The organism is Enterobacter cloacae complex sp. IR5450 (genome assembly GCF_049238665.1).
GTDB lineage: Bacteria > Pseudomonadota > Gammaproteobacteria > Enterobacterales > Enterobacteriaceae > Enterobacter > Enterobacter hormaechei_C.
Window position 1 is genome coordinate 298,451 of the sequence record NZ_JBMKIC010000001.1, and the last position, 19,569, is coordinate 318,019.

At 60.9% G+C, this 19,569-nt stretch carries 15 protein-coding genes and 1 pseudogene; 8 read left to right on the forward strand and 8 right to left on the reverse strand.

Annotated elements, in window-relative coordinates:
* Position 1: 1 nt before the first annotated feature.
* The 5 genes and pseudogenes from ACOTYB_RS01395 to ACOTYB_RS01415 form a co-directional block, all read right to left on the reverse strand.
* Positions 2–5,587, reverse strand: a pseudogene (locus ACOTYB_RS01395) (trifunctional serine/threonine-protein kinase/ATP-binding protein/sensor histidine kinase).
* Positions 5,588–5,596: 9 nt separating this feature from the next.
* Positions 5,597–5,977 carry a response regulator transcription factor gene (locus tag ACOTYB_RS01400; protein ID WP_045894247.1) on the reverse strand — a complete coding sequence of 127 codons (381 nt, stop codon included), beginning with the start codon at positions 5,975–5,977 and terminating at the stop codon, positions 5,597–5,599.
* Between the two features lie 23 nt (positions 5,978–6,000).
* Positions 6,001–6,261, reverse strand: coding sequence for a XapX domain-containing protein (locus ACOTYB_RS01405; RefSeq protein WP_003863056.1), 261 nt, complete (start codon positions 6,259–6,261; stop codon positions 6,001–6,003).
* Positions 6,258–6,479 carry a DUF1427 family protein gene (locus ACOTYB_RS01410; protein WP_045894245.1) on the reverse strand — a complete coding sequence of 74 codons (222 nt, stop codon included), beginning with the start codon at positions 6,477–6,479 and terminating at the stop codon, positions 6,258–6,260. Before ACOTYB_RS01410 ends, ACOTYB_RS01405 begins: the two co-directional genes overlap by 4 nt.
* 61 nt (positions 6,480–6,540) lie before the next feature.
* Positions 6,541–7,227 (reverse strand): hydrolase, encoded by a 687-nt coding sequence (locus tag ACOTYB_RS01415; RefSeq protein WP_003863053.1) that lies wholly within the window; start codon positions 7,225–7,227, stop codon positions 6,541–6,543.
* A gap of 220 nt (positions 7,228–7,447) precedes the next feature.
* Between ACOTYB_RS01415 and ACOTYB_RS01420 the strand changes: the two genes are divergently transcribed.
* The 4 genes from ACOTYB_RS01420 to ACOTYB_RS01435 are packed head-to-tail and all read left to right on the forward strand — an operon-like array spanning position 7,448 to position 12,194.
* A complete protein-coding gene (locus tag ACOTYB_RS01420; protein ID WP_045342551.1) occupies positions 7,448–9,319 on the forward strand; it encodes an amidohydrolase in 1,872 nt (623 codons plus the stop codon).
* The gene (locus ACOTYB_RS01425) at positions 9,319–9,726 is read left to right on the forward strand and encodes a DoxX family protein (protein ID WP_023324096.1); all 408 of its coding nucleotides are present in this window, start codon (positions 9,319–9,321) and stop codon (positions 9,724–9,726) included. Before ACOTYB_RS01420 ends, ACOTYB_RS01425 begins: the two co-directional genes overlap by 1 nt.
* Positions 9,723–11,342, forward strand: coding sequence for an MFS transporter (locus ACOTYB_RS01430; RefSeq protein ID WP_045342549.1), 1,620 nt, complete (start codon positions 9,723–9,725; stop codon positions 11,340–11,342). Before ACOTYB_RS01425 ends, ACOTYB_RS01430 begins: the two co-directional genes overlap by 4 nt.
* Before the next feature lie 30 nt (positions 11,343–11,372).
* Entirely contained in the window at positions 11,373–12,194 is an 822-nt protein-coding gene (locus ACOTYB_RS01435; RefSeq protein WP_045342548.1) for an alpha/beta fold hydrolase, read from the forward strand.
* Positions 12,195–12,233: 39 nt separating this feature from the next.
* Here ACOTYB_RS01435 and ACOTYB_RS01440 read toward each other — a convergent pair whose 3' ends face one another.
* Both ACOTYB_RS01440 and ACOTYB_RS01445 read right to left on the reverse strand, forming a co-directional pair.
* Complete coding sequence (locus tag ACOTYB_RS01440) at positions 12,234–13,628, reverse strand: MFS transporter (protein ID WP_045342547.1); 1,395 nt, start codon at positions 13,626–13,628, stop codon at positions 12,234–12,236.
* Positions 13,629–13,673: 45 nt separating this feature from the next.
* Entirely contained in the window at positions 13,674–14,762 is a 1,089-nt protein-coding gene (locus ACOTYB_RS01445; RefSeq protein ID WP_045342546.1) for a cellulase family glycosylhydrolase, read from the reverse strand.
* A 185-nt stretch (positions 14,763–14,947) separates the two neighbouring features.
* Between ACOTYB_RS01445 and ACOTYB_RS01450 the strand changes: the two genes are divergently transcribed.
* Entirely contained in the window at positions 14,948–15,955 is a 1,008-nt protein-coding gene (locus ACOTYB_RS01450) for a LacI family DNA-binding transcriptional regulator (RefSeq protein ID WP_032661397.1), read from the forward strand.
* Here the strand turns inward: ACOTYB_RS01450 and fosA are convergent.
* A complete protein-coding gene (gene fosA, locus ACOTYB_RS01455; RefSeq protein ID WP_063978758.1) occupies positions 15,941–16,366 on the reverse strand; it encodes a FosA/FosA2 family fosfomycin resistance glutathione transferase in 426 nt (141 codons plus the stop codon). The genes ACOTYB_RS01450 and fosA overlap by 15 nt on opposite strands.
* Before the next feature lie 199 nt (positions 16,367–16,565).
* Between fosA and trpS the strand changes: the two genes are divergently transcribed.
* The 3 genes from trpS (at position 16,566) to ACOTYB_RS01470 (ending at position 19,567) form a co-directional block, all read left to right on the forward strand.
* Positions 16,566–17,567: a tryptophan--tRNA ligase gene (gene trpS, locus ACOTYB_RS01460; protein ID WP_220153538.1), complete on the forward strand. Its 1,002-nt coding sequence runs from the start codon at positions 16,566–16,568 to the stop codon at positions 17,565–17,567.
* A gap of 218 nt (positions 17,568–17,785) precedes the next feature.
* Positions 17,786–18,289 (forward strand): helix-turn-helix domain-containing protein, encoded by a 504-nt coding sequence (locus ACOTYB_RS01465; RefSeq protein ID WP_045342540.1) that lies wholly within the window; start codon positions 17,786–17,788, stop codon positions 18,287–18,289.
* Positions 18,290–18,295: 6 nt separating this feature from the next.
* A complete protein-coding gene (locus ACOTYB_RS01470) occupies positions 18,296–19,567 on the forward strand; it encodes a type II toxin-antitoxin system HipA family toxin (protein WP_045342538.1) in 1,272 nt (423 codons plus the stop codon).
* Positions 19,568–19,569 lie beyond the last annotated feature (2 nt).

Below are 19,569 nucleotides of genomic sequence, written 5' to 3' on the forward strand. Positions count from 1 at the left end.
GTTACTCCTCCTGTCCGGCAAGCGGCAACGCGAAGGTAAATACCGTGCCGTACGGCTCTCTGCGGCGCGCGCTCAGTTTCCCCCGGTGCCGTTCAATGATGCTGGCGCTGATGGTCAGCCCCATCCCCATTCCCTGCGCTTTGGTCGAATAGAACGAGTCAAAGATCCGCTCGGTGAGCTCCGGCTCAATGCCGCTGCCGGTATCGGCGATCTCAAAGATCACCTTCCCCTCGCCGCAGTTCGCGGTGGAGATCGTGATGCTGCACGGGCGATCCGTCACTTCCGCCATCGCTTCCATCGCATTCATCACCAGGTTAAGCAGCACCTGCTGGATCTGCACGCTGTCGCCGATGATAAAGCTGTCGTCAGCGTTCAGAAGATAATCAACGCTTATGTGTCGCAGCTCAAGTTCGCTGCGTGAAAGCATAATGATGTGGTGGATCAGGAAGTGCAGATCAATACGCGTAAACGTGGGGTCCTGCTTGCGCGTCAGAGACTGAATGCTGCGAATGATCTCCCCTGCCCGCTCGCCCTCGGCGGCGATCTCCTCCAGCCCCTCGCGCACTTTGTCCAGCCGCGCCGGATTGCGGTTGAGCCAGCGCAGGCTCGCGCCGGCGTTCGAGACAATCGACATCAGCGGCTGGTTGATCTCGTGCGCGATCGAGGAGGTCAGTTGCCCGACGGTGGTGGCCCGTGAGACTCGCGCCAGATCCGCCTGCGCCACCCGCATCGCATCTTCCGCCGCCCGCTGGCTGGTGATGTCGGTAATGATGCCGTAATACTCATTCACTTCGCAGCCGACGCCGACCGGATCGCCAATCCCGAGGATGTAGCGAACGGAGCCGTCGGTGCGGATAATGCGAAACTCCGCGCGCATCGACAGCCCGTCGCGCACGCTCTGGTTAACGAGGGTGCTGATCCGGCCATAATCGTCCTCATGCACGAAGGTTAAAAACTCCGCCATTGAGATCATCTTTTGCTGCTCCGGCAGGCCAAGGATACGGGCGTACTCTTCAGACATAAACATCAGATCCTGCACCAGCTCCCAGCGCCAGCTGCCGGTATGGCTGATCTGCTCGCCCAGCATCAGTGAGGTCTGGCTGGCGCGCAGCTCTTTCTCCACCCGTCGGCGCTGGATGTTTTCCGCCAGTAGCTCGGCGTAAAGCCGCGCAGTCTCCAGCGAAACCGCCGCCTGCGCGCCCAGCAGGCTGACCACGCGCGAATGTTCGGCGGTAAACACTTCCGGCATCAGGCGGTTTTCCAGATACAGCACCCCCACCAGCCGCGCCTGTTTGAACATCGGGACACACATCACGGCGGCGCCGGACGTCACCAGATACGGATCCTGGCTGAACGGGTGGAACTCCTCCGGTTTGCCGGTGCGGATCTCCTGCCCGGTGCGGATCACTGCGGCCAGCACCGACAGCGGCATGTCCGTCGCCATCGGTGACGCCTTCAGGATGCGCACCCGCACCCCGTCGGTACTGGTCCAGGCACTGGCCTCGATCTCCGGGATGTGATTATCGCTAACGCGCAGCAGCAGGCCACGCTGCGCCCCGGCCCGTTCAAGCAGCAGCGTCATCAGGTTTTCAATTAAACGCTCGAGGTTAATTTCTTCGGACAAGGCGCGTGAGGCTTTGATGACGCTCTGTAAATCGCGGATCACCTCGTTCTGGGCGAAGGCCGCCGTGTCATACGCGCGGCTCTGCCCGGAGGCCAGCAGATGCGGGAAATCCTGCTCCAGCTGGCGCACCTTGGCCTGCGCCCCGGCGCGCCCCCAGGCAGCAATCGCGCCGCGGAAATGGGCGTCGGAGGCGGTCGGGTAGCCGCAGGCCAGCGAGAAACGCCCTGCCAGCTCGTGCGCCAGGGCATTGATCGGGTTAAAGCCGCCCTCCCGCGAGAGCCGCACCGCTTTTTCATACTGCTCCAGCGCGATGCTGTTCATACCGTCCAGACGGACGATTTCGGCGTAAATCAGCGCTTCTTTATCGGCAAACGTGCCCGAATTGATCCGCGCCCAGAGGGCAATTTTGTCGTAATGGTGATGAATACTGCGGCGATAATCCGCCGAGAAGGTCTCCGGCGTGAGCTGGCGGGAGAGCGCCAGCGCGCTGTAAAAATGGTAATCCAGCAGATGAATATGACCCGGCGCGGACCACGCATACCAGCCCGCCCTCTCTAAATCCGCCTGTGCGTCGGCGTATTCGCCGCAGGAAAAGTGCGCCATCCCGCGATAGAGCCAGTACCAGAACAGCATAGTCGAGGTCTGCTCGGGCGCCTGCTCCGGCGGCGCGGGCAGCAGATCGTCAGGCAGCGCCTGGGCGGCGCTCCATGGGCCCGTCACCGGCGTGCGTAAAAACTCCACGTAGCGGCGCTGAATGTGCAGAACGGTTTCAATGTCCTGATAATCCGTTTTGCGTACAAAGGCCAGACCGCGATCGATGCTGGTCAGCACGCCATCCAGATGATCGCCCCGGGAGAGGAAGTTAATGATCTGATGACAGGCCGCGAAACAGGCCATCGTCATGTCGCCGTGGGTCACCGCCGAGGTAAAGCAGGCCTTTGCGCACTCGATAGTGTACGACAGCGGCTGGGTCCAGACGCTGAGCTGGTCGAGCGGCAACAGAGTTTTGGCTTCATAGGCATCATAGCCGTGGCGGTTCACCAGCTCACGAGCCAGCGTGCCGTACTCAAATCCGAGACGGTATTCGGCGTAGCGGTGACCAATCAGCACGCCAAACCAGGCCATCGCCGTGGTGGAGGCGCCGGTGATGCCGTGATCGAGCGTGAGGTGCATCATCCGGCACAGGAGTAAAAAGTGCAGGCGCGGGCAGGTAAAGCTGGCGAAAATACTGGCGCTGTAAAGCAGGTTCATCACCGCTTCGGTCTCTGCGTTCTCCATCAGCTTAAGCTGAGAAAACGGGTTCAGCGGCGCGTCGGCGGTGCGTTGACAGAACTGCTGCCAGGCCTCGTCACATTCGGCATTTTCCGGGTAGCGGCTGATCTGGATCCCGAACACGCCCAGCCAGCATAACGACGCCTCCAGCGCCAGTCGGATCTCCGACTGGCGCATATACACTTCCGCCAGCAGGTTGGCGGCCAGCGCTTTCTCCGTCAGCCCGCCCGGTGAACCGAGGATCGCATCGCACAGCGCACGCGTACGCTCCAGGTGCCCGAGCGCAAACTCACAGCCCGCCTCTTCGATATCCAGCATAAAGTCCGAGACCGGGCCCGCATTCCCCAGCGCTCTGGCGGTCTGGATATAGCTTAAGGCGGAAAGGTAATCGCCGGTACGCTTCGCACGCCGCGCGGCCTGAAGGCTCAGCTCCCGGAATCGCTGCCGCTGGGGTGCAGGCTGGATGCAGTCCAGCACGGCGCTGACGTGGTGAACCGCGCGGAACAGCAGTTCGTTGCCCGCCGTCTGCCGTGCGGCATCCGCCAGCAGGCTGGCGGTGGTCAGGTGCAGATGGCTTTTCTCGCCCTCATCCAGCAGGGCAAAGGCGGCTTCCTGCACCCGATCGTGAGTAAAAGCGTACTCTTTCTCCGTCAGCACAATCAGCTGAGCAGTAACCGCCGGGTGAAGCGCGTAGCGGATTTCCGCCGCCGACCGCCCCACCACGCGGCACAGCATCTCCAGCTCGCCCGTGCAGCCGAGGCAGGCGATGCAGCCCAGCAGGCGGCGCGTCTCGACGGGCATCTCCTTGAGCTGTTCAAGTACCAGCGTCACCACGTTTTCGGTGTAGTGCCGGGCGCGGATGGCCTGGAGATCGTAATGCCATTTCCCCTGATATTTGTTGTGCACCACCAGTCCGTCATCGACGATGCGACGGAAAAACTCCTGCACGAACAGCGGGTTGCCGCCGGTTTTTTCATGGATCAGCGTGGCAAGATCGGCGGTGCCCGTACTGCGGGCATGAAAAATCCCCCCGAGCCAGCGCGCCACGGCCTTCACCGACAGCGGCTGCGGCACAATCGTCGTGGCGTATTGCGCCGCCTCCGGCAGGCTCGCCAGCGCGGTCTGCAAGGTGGGATCAGAAAGCGAACTGAGATCGCGGTGCGCCACCACCACCAGCAGCGGGATGGCGCCGCAGGCGCGCAGCAGGTGATCGAGCGTTTGCAGGCTGGCGGCGTCGATCCACTGCACATCATCCAGCAGCAGCACCAGCGGCGCGCCCTGGGTGGCGAAGGTTTTCACCAGCGCCAGCACCATATGGCTGAAGCGCGCCCGCGCGTCGATGGAAAAGGTATCCGCGGAGAAACGCGGTTTGTTCTCAAGGAGTAAATTCAGCTCCGGCACCAGGCTGACGGCCAGCTCCTCGAAGCCTTCCAGCGCGCGCGACAGACGGATTTTCCACGTCGCCACCTCCCCGGCTGGCAGCCCGAGCAGGTGCAGCGTGAGCGTCCGAAACGCCGAACTCAGCACGCCGTAGGGCAGCGTGGGAGAATATTGATCGACCTTGCCCACCGCCAGCAGCACCTTGCGCTGTTGCAGCGATTTCAGCGTGGTGGCGATCACGGAAGATTTGCCGATCCCCGAAGGCCCCCCAATCGTCACCAGTTCCGGCGCACCGCTCTGGCTGACCCGCTCAAACGCGGCGATGACGTCGCTGGCCTGCGGATGCGCAGAGAAAAGCGAATCGGCCAGATGGATCGCCGGAGAGCGATCCTGCTGGCCGGGAATAAAGTCGACAATTTCGCCTTCAACGGTCAGCGTCGCCTGGCAGCGCCTGAGGTCGGCAATCAGCCCGTCGACGGTCTGATAGCGATTCTCCGGATTCTTCTCCAGCAGCTTAAGGATAATGGTCGACAACATGCCGGGTACGTCCGGGCGCACCCGACCCGGCGCAAGCGGTTCAGAGGCAATGTGATAATGCGCCCAGTTGGTCTGGTCATCAGCGCTCAGTTCAAACGGCAATCGCCCGGTCAGAAGTTCATAAAGCACGATCCCCAGACTGTAGAGATCGCTCCGGCTGTCAACGGCGCGCCGGGTACGCGTGGTGTGTTCCGGTGACATGTAGGCGGGCGTGCCGCCAGACGCGGCAAGCCGGGACTGGGAGAAGGCGTCGGAGGTGCCGCAGGAAAGACCGAAGCTGCACAGACGGCAGGTGGCATCGTGATGAACGAAGATCGACCCGGGTTTGATATCGCCGTGGATCAGGTTGTGCTATTGCATCTGGCGCAGGGGACCGCAGATGCGGATCGCCATCTCGATAAAGCGGGCGATCCCGGAAATCGCCTTACCTGCCCGGCACGCCAGCAGTTCAAAGCAGAACGGCGCGTAGACCAGCGCAAAACGTCCGCGGTACTGGGTTGAAGCGACGGGCCGGATAGCCCAGCCGTCATGAAGGCGATCGCGCAGGGCAAACTCGTTTTTCAGCAGCCGCGTTGCCCGCTCCTCTTCTTCATCGCTGACCGCGGTGGCAATAATAAACGAACCGCCGGACTGGGGATGCCGCCCGTTCATCCAGGAGATGCCGCCCTCCTGCGCCAGCACGGTAAAAATGACATCCTCTTTCAGAACAAAAGCCCGCCCTTCATGGAGACTTCCCCGGGCGGGCCAAAATGCAGGCGACGTATGTTCGTTCATCCGCGATCCTTATTGTCGGCGGGTCAGCTCCCGCTGAATATGATCCAGCAGAATATCGATGTTAATCGGCTTACGCAAAAATGCAGCGGCGCCCAGACTGAGTGCATACCGCTGCATATTTTCATCAGCATGGCCGGAGATAAACAGTATTGGCGGCGGCGGCGCGGCCAGCAACCGCAGCTTCTCAAACAGCTCGATGCCGTTCATGCCGCGTAGCTTGATGTCGGCGATCACCAGCGACGCGCCTGACAGGGCGAGAGGGTGGCTCAAGAACACCTCTGCCGAATCGAAGGTATCGGTAGCATACCCTTCCGATTGCAGCAGATTACTGAGCCCGCTGCGAACAGAGCGTTCGTCATCGATGATGGCAATGCGCCACGGCAGCGTCATGCTGTCTTTCCTCAAACAAATCGTTACGCGTCGCGGCTTTCCTTCGCGGGCGCGGGGGGCGCAGTACCGCTGATTTTCGGTACGCATTCATGACGAAACCAGGCCAGGGTCAGCGGTTCGCGGCTCACCAGACGCCGTCCGATGGGGATCAGCTGTTCACCCACCAGCATGCCGAACAGGCCTAGCAGCGCGACGACCGGCGGCGCCGGGGAATGCACGTCGAGCAGGGCGTAAAGTACCCCAGCCGCGACCCCGCACACCAGCGAAATAATCCAGGCCTTCATGAGGACGCTCCGGTCAGGTGCTGAACGTGGGGAACCGTCACCTGCACGCCCGCGGGATTATCGCGGGGTAAAAGATGGCGCATCGCCTGTTCACCCGCCAGCATCCCCAGCAGGCCAATCAGCGCCAGCGCGGGCGGCGCGGGGGAGCGCACCTTCAGCACGGCATACATCAGGCCAATCAATACGCCTGCCGCAAGGGATATCAGCCCAGTACTCATTGTGAACTCCAGAGAAAGAGGCAGCGGCGAGCCGGATGAGGGACCAGCCCGCCGACGGGACTTAGCGAGCCGGAACCGGCGCTAAGGTGCGGTGCTCGCTCTTCTGGCGAGACGGCGCTTTGTGCACCATGGTGTAGGCGTAATCCACGCCCATGCCGTAGGCGCCGGAGTGCTCGCGCACGATATCCATCACCGCGGTGTAGGTCTCTTTGCGCGCCCAGTCACGCTGCCACTCCAGCATCACCTGCTGCCAGGTCACCGGGATCACGCCCGCCTGGATCATGCGCTGCATCGCGAAGTCGTGGGCTTCTTTGGAGGTGCCGCCGGAGGCGTCTGCCACCATATAAATTTCGTAGTCGCCTTCCAGCATCGCGCACAGGGCAAAGCTGTTGTTGCACACTTCGGTCCACAGACCGGCGACAACCACTTTCTTCTTGCCGTTGGCCTTCAGCGCGTCACGCACTTTCTGGTCGTCCCAGGAGTTCATGGAGGTACGCTCCAGAATGTCCTGGCCCGGGAACACGTCCAGCAGCTCCGGATAGGTGTTGCCGGAGAAGCTTTCGGTCTCAACGGTGGTGATGATGGTCGGGATGTTGAACACCTTAGCCGCTTTCGCCAGCGCCACGGTGTTGTTTTTCAGCACCTGGCGGTCAATAGACTGCACGCCGAACGCCATCTGCGGCTGGTGGTCGATGAAAATGATCTGACAGTTGGCAGGGGTTAAGACTTCGAGCTTAGAAGTGGTCATAAGATTATCCAGTGAGGTTAAAGGTTAAAATCGCCGCGAACAGCACGCCGATAAAATCGCGTTCATCCTATGACCCACAGCGCTGTGGTGTAATTATCTCTTCGTATAGTTAACCTTAGGTATAGTTATACTTTGGTATACCTATCCTATTGTATAACTGGATCTTTGCCGAAACCGGTTCCCATAATCCTGACCATTCCCCTCTTAGTCTGGAGCTCTTATGGTTACCCTCGGTAAAGCCGATCTCATTCTGGTTAACGGCCAGTTTCACACCGTCGATCGCGAGAATCCTCTCGCAGAAGCCGTTGCCGTGCGCGACGGAAAATTTCTGGAAGTGGGTACCGTCGCCGAGGTGATGCAGCACCACGGCGACGGCACCAAAGTGGTCGATCTGAAAGGCCATACCGCCATCCCCGGCCTGAACGACTCGCACCTGCACCTGATCCGCGGCGGGCTGAACTACAACCTTGAGCTGCGCTGGGAAGGCGTGCCGTCGCTCGCCGACGCCCTGCGGATGCTGAAAGAGCAGGCCCTGCGCACGCCGTCGCCCCAGTGGGTGCGCGTGGTGGGCGGCTGGAGCGAGTTCCAGTTTGCCGAGCGCCGCATGCCGACGCTGGATGAGATTAACGACGCCGCGCCGGACACCCCGGTCTTCATTCTGCACCTGTACGACCGCGCTCTGCTCAACCGCGCCGCGCTGAAGGTAGTCGGCTACACCAAAGACACGCCCAACCCGCCGGGCGGCGAGATCCAGCGCGACGCCAACGGCAACCCGACCGGGATGCTGATTGCCCGTCCGAACGCCATGATCCTCTACGCCACGCTGGCCAAAGGGCCGAAGCTGCCGCTGGAGCAGCAGGTGAACTCCACCCGCCAGTTCATGCGTGAGCTGAACCGTCTGGGGCTGACCAGCGCCATCGACGCGGGCGGCGGCTTCCAGAACTACCCGGAAGATTACGAGGTGATCGCCGAGCTGCACGAGAAAAAGCAGATGACCATCCGCATCGCCTACAACCTCTTTACCCAGCGTCCGGGCCACGAGCTGGAAGACTTTGAAAAATGGACCGACATGCTCACGCCGGGCCAGGGCAGCGATTTCTTCCGCCACAACGGCGCGGGCGAGATGCTGGTCTTCTCCGCCGCCGATTTTGAAGACTTCCTCGAGCCGCGCCCGGACCTCGCGCCGGGCATGGAGGACGAGCTGGAGCGCGTGGTACGCCATCTGGTGGAGCACCGCTGGCCGTTCCGCCTGCACGCCACCTATAACGAATCCATCAGCCGCATGCTGGACGTGTTCGAGAAGGTGAACCGCGACATTCCGTTCAACGGCCTGCACTGGTTCTTCGACCATGCGGAAACCGTTACCCAGGCCAACATCGACCGCATCAAAGAACTGGGCGGCGGCATTGCCGTCCAGCACCGCATGGCCTTCCAGGGCGAGTATTTTGCCGAGCGCTACGGCATCGAAGCCACCCGCCACACGCCGCCGGTGGCAAAAATGCTCGAGACCGGCGTGCCGGTGGGATTAGGCACCGATGCCACCCGCGTGGCGAGTTACAATCCGTGGACCGCGCTCTACTGGCTGGTCTCCGGCCGCACCGTCGGCGGGATGCAGATGTACGATCACAGCGCCCGCCTGGATCGCGATACCGCCCTGATGCTCTGGACCCAGGGCAGCGCGTGGTTCTCCAGCGAGCAGAATCAGAAGGGGCAGATCAAGGTCGGCCAGCTCGCCGACCTGGCGGTGCTCAGCAAAGATTACTTCCGCGTGCCGGAGGAGGAGATCAAGGGCATCGAGTCCGTCCTCACCGTGGTGAACGGCGATATCGTCTACGCCGCTGGCAGCTTTGGCCCGCTCGCGCCGCCGGCCATCCCGGTTCTGCCCGAGTGGTCCCCGGTGGTGAAGGTGCCGGGCCACTACCGCAGCGCGCCGCCGCAGGCCGCACGCGTGGGTATGAGTGTGGTTCACCACTGTAGCGGCCCGTGCGGGGTTCACAGCCACCAGCATGACTTTGCCCGCACGTCAGCGATGCCGGTATCCGACGATAACGCTTTCTGGGGGGCGCTGGGTTGCAGCTGCTTTGCATTCTGATGAAACAAAATGACGCTTCGTCCCGGATCGATCCGGGGCTGTTCTTTCTGCGCCTGACCGGCAGCCTGCTGCTGCTTTACGTGCACGGCCTGCCGAAGGTGCTGCACTTCAGCGAAGAGCTGACGCGCATCGAAGATCCGTTTGGTTTCGGGCCGTATGCCAGTCTGATCCCGGCGATCGTCGCCGAGGTGATCTGCCCGCTGTTTATCATTGCGGGGGTTTACACCCGCCTGGCGTGCCTGCCGATTATCGCCGTGCTGCTGGTGGCGATGCTGGCGGTTCATCCGAACTGGTCGATTGCCGAAGGGCAGTTTGGCTGGCTGCTGCTGATTATCTTCACCACCCTTGCCCTCACCGGGCCGGGCCAGTGGCGAGTGCAGCGTAAAACAACGGAGAGGTTCGCATGACCCAGGTAAACGACGTTCGCGACGCACACGTCGAGACGACGCCCGCCCCGGCGGTTTCACCCTGGCAGCCGCTGAGCCAGCCGGTGTTCCGCATGCTGTGGATCGCCACGGTGGTCTCTAACGTCGGCTCATGGATGAGCGACGTCGGTATCAACTGGAGCATGCTGACGCTCAGCGCCGATCCGCTGGATATCGCGCTGGTGCAGGCGGCGAGCAGCCTGCCGATGTTCCTCTTCGCCCTGCCGTCCGGGGTGATGGCGGACATCGTTGACCGACGTAAATACCTGCTCTTCTCCCAGCTGTGGGTGTTCATCGCCGCCGCCGGGCTGACGCTGCTCTCCTTCACCGGACACGTCACCCCTACCGTTCTGCTGGTGGCGACGTTTCTGCTGAGCGTGGGCGCGGCGATGAGCTCGCCGCCGTTCCAGGCCGTGGTGCCCGATCTGGTGAGCAAGCCGGAACTGGGTGCCGCCGTGGCGCTTAACTCGCTCGGGGTCAATATCAGCCGGGCGATTGGCCCCGCGCTGGGCGGTTTTCTGCTGTCGCTTGCCGGACCGTGGATGGTGTTTGCCCTGAACGCGCTCTCCGTGGTCGGCGTGGCGTGGGTGCTGTGGCGCTGGCGTCCGGCGCCGTCCGTGCAGCGTTTGCCACCAGAGCACTTCTTCTCCGCGGTGCGCTCCGGCATTCGCTACGTGCACGCCGCCCCGGTGCTGCGCAACGTGCTGGTGCGCACCGTGGCGTTCTTCGTTTTCGGCAGCGCGGGCTGGGCACTGCTGCCGCTGGTGGCGCGCCGCGAGCTGGGCCTGGGCCCGGCGGGCTACGGCGTGATGCTGGCGTGTATCGGCCTTGGCGCCATTGCCGGGGCCATCCTGCTGCCGCGCCTGCGCCAGCGGCTGAACGCCGACCGCCTGATGGTGGCCGCGAGCCTGACCTTTGCCCTCACCATGCTGGCGCTGGCGTTCGTGCGCCACGTCTGGCTGCTCAACCTGTTTGAGTTCTTCACCGGCTTCGCGTGGATTGCGGTGCTCTCGACGCTGAACCTCGGCGCGCAGCGCAGCGCCGCCCGCTGGGTTAAGGCCCGCGCACTGGCGGTGTACCTGACGGTGTTCTTCGGCTCGATGACCGCAGGCAGCGCCATCTGGGGGCAGATTGCCTCTCAGTTCGGCACCCCGACCTCGCTGGTGGTCGCCACGCTGGGGATGGTGCTGGCAAGCGCCACCGTGTTCCGCTGGAAGCTGGAGAAAGATCCTGATTTAAACCTCGACCTGAGCGGCCAGCCGCTGGACGGCGTGGAGATCGACCTGCCGAACGAGCGCGGCCCGGTGCTGGTCTCGCACGAGTACATCATCGACCCGCACAACGCAAAAGCCTTCCTGGAGGCGGTACACGAGCTGCGCCGGGTGCGCCGCCGCGCCGGGGCGATGAGCTGGGCGGTATACGAAGATATTGAGCGCCCCGGCCTGTTTATCGAGACCTTCCTGATGGGCTCCTGGATTGAGCATCTGCGCCAGCAGGAGCGCCACACCATGAATGACCTCCTGCTGCAGAGCCGCGTTCTGGCTTTTCATCAGGGCACAACATCACCGGCAATTCGTTATCTGGTCGCGCCGGTATAACCCTAACCATCACCTGTACAGGAACACACTATGGCAACGTTTAAGGCAAAAGACGGCACGCAGATTTACTACAAGGACGGCGGCGCGGGCAAACCGGTTCTCTTCAGCCACGGCTGGCCGCTGGACGGCGACATGTGGGACAGCCAGCTGAACTACCTGGCCGAGCGCGGCTTTCGCGCCATCGCCTTTGACCGTCGCGGCTTTGGCCGCTCGGATCAGCCGTGGAACGGCTACGACTACGACACCTTTGCGTCCGACATCAACGACCTGATTACCACCCTGGACCTTCATGAGGTGACGCTGGTGGGCTTCTCCATGGGCGGCGGCGACGTGACGCGCTACATCAACAACTACGGCAGCGCGCGCGTGGCCGGTCTTGCGCTGCTGGGCGCGGTGACGCCGATCTTCGGCAAATCGGATACCTTCCCGCAGGGTGTGGATCAGAGCGTGTTCGACGGCATTCGCGACGGGCTGCGTAAAGATCGCGCCCAGTTCATCAGCGACTTCGCCACCCCGTTCTACGGTATCAATGCCGGGCAGACCGTCTCTGCCGGCGCGCTGACCCAGACGCTGAACATCGCCCTGTTGGCGTCCCTGAAGGGCACCATCGATTGCGTGACCGCCTTCGCCGAAACCGACTTCCGTCCGGATATGGCGAAAATCGACGTGCCGACGCTGGTGATCCACGGCAGCAACGACCAGATCGTGCCGTTTGAAACGACCGGCAAGCTGGCGGCAGAGATGATCAAAAACGCCACGCTGAAGGTGTACGACAACGCGCCGCACGGCTTCGCGCTGACCCACCAGGATCAGCTCAACGAAGATCTGCTGGCGTTTGTGAAGTCGCTGTAAGTCATTACGCGAAGCCTGATGGCGCTTCGCTTATCAGGCCTACAAGGGCTGGTCCTGTAGGCCGGGTAAGGCGCAGCCGCCACCCGGCGCTTTCGCAGACGCATTCCGCTCCGCCAGCAGCCGACAAACCTCCGCATGCTTCTCCTCGGTAAAGGTAAAGCGCGACATAAAGCCCATTCGAATCAGCGAGCCTATCGCCGGTAACAAACAAATGCCGAAGAACAGCCCCGCCAGCACGCTATCGCTCTGGGCCTGCGCCTGCGGCACGTAGCCAATCATCGTCAGAAACACGCCGATTAACCCGCCGCCCACCGCCACCGACATCTTGCCGGTAAAGGTCTGCCCAGAGAAAGTGATCGCCGCGCAGCGCTTGTTAGTGTGGTACTCCGCGTACTCGATGGTGTCGGCAATCATCGACGAGGTGAGGATGTTGGTCATCATCACGAACAGCGTGCTCAGGCCGAGCAGGATAAACAGCAGCGCCGTGTGCTGATAGCCCGTGAACCACATCACCACGCGCACCGCCACGTCCAGCCCGCAGAGGATCATAAACAGCTTCCGCTTCTGCATCCGGCGCGTCAGCATCGGGGCGACCAGGCACAGCACCGCCGCCACAATGCCCATCACGCCAATCGCCATTTGCAGGCTGCCGTCGCCCATATTATTGATAAAGAAGTAGATATAAAGACCGCCCGCCACGTTATGGAACACACAGAAAAAGAACGACAGCAGGACGATAAACAACGGTTTGTTCTGGCGCAGGTTGTGGAAGGTGTCGCGGATGGTCACCTTTTCCAGGCTCGGCGGCACGCGCTCTTTGATCTGCATAAAGCCGTTGAGCATCAGCGGCAGGCCCACCAGCATCATCACCAGCGCCGCCATAAAGTAGCCTTTATCGTTGCTGTACTGGGCGAAGAACGCCGCCAGCTTCGGGAAGAAGATGTTGGCGCAGGCAATCCCGGCGTTCACCCCGAGCATCGCCGCCGTCACCGCGCGGGTGCGCTGGCCGGAGTCGTTGGTCATCACCGACGACATCGACCAGAACGGGATATCGGAGATGGCGTACAGCGTCCCCCACAGGATATACGTCACCCCGGCGTAGAGGATTTTGGTGGTCATGTCCGCTTCGATTTTATAGAACGACAGCAGCGTGACGCCGGTGATCAGCAGCGGCGCGATCAGCAAAAAGTGGCGAAACTTGCCGAACCGGCTGTTAATGGTGTCCATAATGCTGGCAAACAGCGGATCGTGAACCGCGTCCCACGCGCGGGCAATCAGGAAGATGGTACTGGCCGCCAGCGCCGAGATCCCCAGCACGTCGGTGTAAAAATAGTTAATAAACGAACCCACTAAACCAAAGCTAAAACACTGACCTAAACCATAGCCAAAATAAGACCACAGCTCGCGAGAGGGTATTTTCATTGTCGTTGCCATAGTGCGTACCTGGTTGCCCGGCGACAGCGCGCCGGGTCGTTATTATTAGCCCTGCGGATCCGGGGCGATTTTGCGCAGCTTCTTCATCAGCGCGATTTCAGCGCGTGAAAACGGGATACCGTTCTCCTCGAACACGTCGTGGAACCAGAGGCGGCAGTAGTCCGTGGACTCCTTCATCACCACCGGCCACGGCAGCCACGTCTGGGTTTTGCCGCGCACCAGCCCCCACTGGTACGGCGCGACCTTCGCCGCGTACATCAGCGGAAGCTGCTCTTCGATGGTGCTGCCCACGTGCCGCGCCAGCCATTCGGTGCATAAGATTGGGCGGCCCAGCGCCTGAAGTTGCTGGATAATCGCCGTCATGCGCCCGGTATTGGTGTAGGCGTGATAGCTCACCACGTCCGAGAGCGCCAGCGCGGTCTGGTCCAGCGGATGCTGGAAGAACGTCTCGCCCTCCTCTTCCGGCGGCAGGCGCCACGCGCAGACGGTGAGCGGCTGGGTTGGGTCTTCTTCGCGCACCCACTGGAATGCGAGCTTCATCAACTCGTGCGCGCAGGTCTCCAGCTTCGCGTCGTACTGCACCTCCTGCGTGCCCGTCGCGAAAATGCCGCGGTTGCCCGGCTCGTTATACAGATCCCACAGCAGCACGCGCTTATCGTCGCGGAACTGGCGGACAACGTCGCGGATATAACGCTCAATCTGAGGCCAGCAGTCCGGATCGCACACCTTATCGCGCCCCGGGCTCGCCGCCGCCTGGCTGTTGTGCTTGCCCGGCAGCGGGGGCTTTTGCGGGCCGAGGTACGGCTCGTCGCCGGAGAAGCCGCAGTCGTCCATCAGGGTCAGCATGATGCTGAAGCCGTGGCCGTCGGCAATCGTCAAAAAGCGGTCGATGCGCGCCATCAGCCCGTCGCGGTCGTGCTCCCAGACGATAAACGGCAGGTTGATGCGCAGGGTGTTGTAGCCCGCTTCCGCCGCCCAGCCCAGCTCGCGCTCGATGGTAGCGGCATCAAAGGTCTCTGCCTGCCAGATATCGGTCCAGTTCACCGCCGTCGACGGCAGGTAGTTAAACCCGCACAGCCAGCCTTTTTGCTGATACCACGCCTGTGCCTGCTCCCTGCTCCACTGCTCTTTCATTACGCGTCCTCTCACTGATAATGTTTAGCTAATAAATATTAGCTGCAGGATAAATGCGCAAATCACGGCGTTTAGAAAAGCGATGCCCCTCACAAAGTTCGCGCTTCGATGAATGAGAAACGTGATCGACGGCGCTAAAGCGTGCGGTTAGGGTATGATGCGAATTCGCGAAAGGGAGAGGACGGATGAAGCGAAAAACGAAAGTGACGATGAACGATATTGCGCGAGCGGCAGGGGTGTCGCAGGCGACGGTATCGCTGGTGCTTAACCAGTCCCGCAACATCAAGCTCAGCGACGACACCCGCCAGCGGGTGATCAACGTCGCTACCGAGCTCGGCTACGACCGCCTCCCCGCCGTTCACGCCCCGCGCAACCAGGAAGAGATCGCCCTGCTGGTGAGCTCCATGCAGAGCTTCGACCCGTTTATCGACGCCATCAGCCAGGCGCGGGAAGCCGCGTGGCGCAACGAGACCCTGCTCACCGTCTACGACTACGGCGACGATATCGAGCTGGCGCTGAACATCATTCGCCAGCTGGAGAAGCGCAACTGCATCGGGATTATTCTCGCCTCTCCGGTCACCACGCTGGTGGACATGACGGCCTTCCAGGACTGCACCCGCATCCCGCTGGTGCTGCTCAACCAGCGCGACCCCGGCTCGCCGCTGCTGCCGTCGTTTATCCCGGACGACTACGCCAACGCCTTCCAGGTGACGAAACACCTCATCGCCTGCGGGGCCACGCGCATCGCCCACATCACCGGCGAGAGCTGGATGGAAGCCTCCCGCCAGCGTCTGGCAGGCTACCAGGCGGCGCTGCAGCAGGCCGAACTCGCGTGCGATGACAGTCTGGTGCGCCAGACCAACTGGCAGTTCAGCGAGTCCTTTACCGCGACAGCTTCGCTGCTTGAACTGGCCGAGCGCCCGGACGCCATCTTCTGCGCCAGCGACTGGCTGGCGATTGGCTGCTATCAGGCGCTGGCGATGAACGGCGTGCGCATCCCGCAGGACATGCTGCTGGCGGGCTACGACGACCAGAAGATTTCCGAGCAGCTCACCCCGCCGCTGACCAGTATCCAGCTGCCCTACAGCGAGCTGGGACGGCTGGCGGTGGAGTACCTGTGCAATCAGGAAGATGCCGCCACGCACGTGACGCTGGCGGGCAGGCTGAAGGTGCGCGCCTCAAGCCCCGTCTGAGGTAAACACCATGCCCGCGTAGGGCTTCTCGCGACACGCCGCCAGACGCGCGGCGAGGCTGCCCACGTGCAGCTCCAGCTTGTGCCCGTCCGGGTCGAGAAAATAGAACGACGCCCCTTCGCTTTTGTTCTGCTTCCAGACGGTGACGCCCGCCTGCTCAAGCCTGTGCGAGAACGGTTCAAAATCCTCTTCCGTGACGGTAAACGCGTAGTGGGTGTAGTCGCTCTCCTGCGGCGGCACGTACCGGCGCGCCTCGTCGTACGACAGGCAGACCCACAGATCGCCGTAGGTGAGATAGGCCCCGGTATTCCAGCGGGCGTGCAGCTCTAGCCCCAGCAGTTCGTGCCAGAAGGTGACGCTTTTTTGCAGGTCGCTGACCGCGAGGGTCAGATGGTTGAGTGATTGCAGCATGACGTGCCCTTTTGTTTTTCGCGCCGGACGTGATACGGTAAAGAGATGAACATAAACCACGCCGTGCTCACCGTAAACCGCTGGTGGCTGCCTTCTTAAAGGCGGCACGGAGTAGTTTTCCCCATTTTCAGATAGCCGCCGAAAGGCGGCTTTCACACATCTAAGACCCCTTTCGGCAATTGCACATTAAGGAGTCTTTATGAACGCACCCACCATCCTCACCGGCGATCGTCCAACCGGCCCGCTGCACCTTGGCCATTTCGTCGGATCGCTGCGCCAGCGCGTGGCGCTCCAGCACACGCACAACCAGTTTGTGCTGATTGCCGACCTGCAGGGCCTGACCGACAACGGCAGCAACCCGCAAAAAATTCGCGACAACATCCCCGAAGTGCTGGCCGACTACCTCGCCGCCGGCATCGACCCGAACCTGACTACCATCTGCCTGCAGTCCGCCCTGCCCGCCCTCGCCGAGCTGACGATGCTGTACATGAACATCGTCACCGTCGCCCGCGTGGAGCGTAACCCGACGGTGAAAAACGAGATTGCGCAGAAGGGCTTTGCCCGCTCGCTGCCGGTCGGGTTTATGGCCTACCCCATCAGCCAGGCGGCGGACATCACCGCGTTCAAGGCCGAGTGCGTGCCCGTCGGCGACGACCAGCTGCCGATGATTGAGCAGACCAACGAGATTGTGCACAAGATGAACAACCTGCTGCCCGCCCCGGTACTGCGCCACTGCAAGGCGATGCTGAGCGACACCAGCCGCCTGCCCGGCATCGACGGCAGCGCCAAGATGTCGAAATCGCTGGGCAACACGCTGCACCTTTCGGCCAGCGAAGAGACCATTCATCGCGCGGTAAGCGCCATGTACACCGACCCGAACCACCTGAAGGTGAGCGACCCGGGGCAGATTGAGGGGAACGTGGTGTTTACCTACCTCGACGCGTTTCATCCGGACAAGGAGAAAGTGGCGGCGATGAAGGCTCACTATCAGGCGGGCGGGCTGGGGGATCGGGTTTGTAAGAACGAGCTGGAGGCGTGCCTGCAGGAGCTGATTGCGCCGATGCGGGAGCGGAGGGCGATGTATATGCGGGACAAGGGAGAGTTGATGGCGATGCTGAAGCGCGGGACCGAACGGGCGCAGGGGGTGACCCAGGCGACGTTGAGGGAGGTGAAGGCAGGGCTGGGGGTGCCGGTGTTTTAAGGGTGAGGAGTGAGTGACACTGGACGATTTACCTACACCATCTCATACTCGTTCCTCAGGTGAAAAGTGTAAATATTATGGCTTTTTATTACCATAAAAGCAGTAATATTAGCATTACTTTGTCTCATTCAAGCGCCTGAAGAACGTTCAGTATCGTAAGGAAAAGGAAGAATAGAATTATGGCAACATTGAGCGTAAAGAGATAAAATATTAGCACTATGGCTAAAAAAACCGCACCACTACTTCCTGATACGAACCAGTTGCTGATCGATTTTGGTGAGCGGCTCAAGCTGGCGCGCCTGCGCCGTAAACTCACCGCTAAACAGGTCGCAGAGCGGGCAGGCATGTCGCCAATGACGTTGCGTTCTCTTGAAGCGGGCGGAGCGGGAGTCACCATAGGCGCATACCTGTCCGTTATGCAGGTTTTGGGACTTGAGAGCGATTTGAACAAGCTTGCGGCTGAGGATGACCTGGGACGCCAGCTTCAGGACTCCCGGTTGATAAGGAAATCGTATAGCGAGCGATTATCACAAAGCCCGAGCAAAGCTTCCCGGCGAGACGCGCAGACCGGAACCGCTGTTAAGCCCGACATGTGGGATAAGCAGGTTGAAACACCGGCAACACTCTCTACCCCGCAAAAAAAAGCGCAGACCAAAACGTCGGGTACGACATCAGCGTCTCTCGCGGCACTTCTAACAACCAGAAAAAAACATAACGGGTAACGAACAATGACAATGATCGGCGTGTATGCAGACTGGGAAGGTTTGAATGGCCCCAAACGGATCGGATTCCTGCACAGCCGCCGAACCCGTGCACGCGAATTATTTGAATTTGAGTACGATGTACAAGCCCTTGCCGATCCCCAGTTGAATTTCCTGCCGCTTGATCCCGAAATAGGATTGTTTGCGGGTGCTCAGTACCCAACGCCTCCGCGCGATAAATTCGGTATGTTCGGTGACTCCAGCCCGGACCGCTGGGGACGGATGTTAATGAAACGACGTCTGGAACGGGATATCCGTGAAGGGATCAGGGCTGAAGGAACGCAGCTGTATGAATCCGATTATTTGCTGGACGTACACGATCTTTATCGGGTTGGCGCTTTGCGTTATCGACTGGAAGACGAAGGAGAATTTCTCGATAACCGAATCGACATAGCAGCACCGCCTTTCACTGAAATCGCTGCATTAGAAAGAGCAAGTCGGGCACTGGAAGACGATCCTGATAACCGCGCACACATGGGCCAGGAATGGCTAAGGATGCTGATTGCGCCAGGCGGTTCCCTGGGTGGTGCCCGCCCAAAGGCCAGCGTTGCGGATGACAATGGGCATCTTTATATCGCTAAATTCCCCAGCACCAGAGATGAGTATGATGTTGGCGGCTGGGAGATGGTCGTTAATGCGCTTGCCGTCGGTTGCGGGCTCAACGTAGCTGCCGCCGAAGCGCGTAAATTTGCCAGCGATCATCACTGTTTCATGGTGCGCCGTTTCGACCGGACCGACGCTGGCCTGCGTCTTCATTTTGCTTCCGCCATGACATTAACCAGACATCAGGATGGTGAGGATGCCTCAACAGGCGTCAGCTATCTGGAACTTGCTGAAGTTCTTATAAGGCACGGCGCACAAACCCAGGCTGACCTGCGCGAACTCTGGTCGCGTATCGTTTTTAATATTCTGGTATCGAACACTGACGATCACCTGCGTAACCATGGATTTATTCTGGTCCCCGGTAAAGGCTGGCGTCTCTCCGAAGCCTACGATATGAATCCTGTCTCCAGAGCAGATGGGCTGAAATTAAATATTACTGAGTCGGACAATGCCCTCGATCTGGAATTAGCACGGGAAGTATCTGACTATTTCCGGCTTAATCTAAAGCAAGCGGATGAAATTATTGCCGACTTCCGTGAAGTTATCAGTCAATGGCGAACAATTGCACAGCGTCTTGCCTTGCCATTTCGCGAGCAGGAGCACATGGCGGAAGCATTCAGGTTAGCCGACAGGTAATC

Bases quoted from the DNA above. Each gene is read 5' to 3' on its own strand.
- ACOTYB_RS01420 (WP_045342551.1), top strand. From the start codon at position 7,448: ATGGTTACCCTCGGTAAAGCCGATCTCATTCTGGTTAACGGCCAGTTT.
- ACOTYB_RS01445 (WP_045342546.1), bottom strand. From the start codon at position 14,762: ATGAAAGAGCAGTGGAGCAGGGAGCAGGCACAGGCGTGGTATCAGCAA.
- ACOTYB_RS01435 (WP_045342548.1), top strand. From the start codon at position 11,373: ATGGCAACGTTTAAGGCAAAAGACGGCACGCAGATTTACTACAAGGAC.
- ACOTYB_RS01410 (WP_045894245.1), bottom strand. From the start codon at position 6,479: ATGAGTACTGGGCTGATATCCCTTGCGGCAGGCGTATTGATTGGCCTG.
- ACOTYB_RS01405 (WP_003863056.1), bottom strand. From the start codon at position 6,261: ATGAAGGCCTGGATTATTTCGCTGGTGTGCGGGGTCGCGGCTGGGGTA.
- ACOTYB_RS01465 (WP_045342540.1), top strand. From the start codon at position 17,786: ATGGCTAAAAAAACCGCACCACTACTTCCTGATACGAACCAGTTGCTG.
- fosA (WP_063978758.1), bottom strand. From the start codon at position 16,366: ATGCTGCAATCACTCAACCATCTGACCCTCGCGGTCAGCGACCTGCAA.
- ACOTYB_RS01450 (WP_032661397.1), top strand. From the start codon at position 14,948: ATGAAGCGAAAAACGAAAGTGACGATGAACGATATTGCGCGAGCGGCA.
- trpS (WP_220153538.1), top strand. From the start codon at position 16,566: ATGAACGCACCCACCATCCTCACCGGCGATCGTCCAACCGGCCCGCTG.
- ACOTYB_RS01425 (WP_023324096.1), top strand. From the start codon at position 9,319: ATGAAACAAAATGACGCTTCGTCCCGGATCGATCCGGGGCTGTTCTTT.
- ACOTYB_RS01400 (WP_045894247.1), bottom strand. From the start codon at position 5,977: ATGACGCTGCCGTGGCGCATTGCCATCATCGATGACGAACGCTCTGTT.
- ACOTYB_RS01470 (WP_045342538.1), top strand. From the start codon at position 18,296: ATGACAATGATCGGCGTGTATGCAGACTGGGAAGGTTTGAATGGCCCC.
- ACOTYB_RS01440 (WP_045342547.1), bottom strand. From the start codon at position 13,628: ATGGCAACGACAATGAAAATACCCTCTCGCGAGCTGTGGTCTTATTTT.
- ACOTYB_RS01430 (WP_045342549.1), top strand. From the start codon at position 9,723: ATGACCCAGGTAAACGACGTTCGCGACGCACACGTCGAGACGACGCCC.
- ACOTYB_RS01415 (WP_003863053.1), bottom strand. From the start codon at position 7,227: ATGACCACTTCTAAGCTCGAAGTCTTAACCCCTGCCAACTGTCAGATC.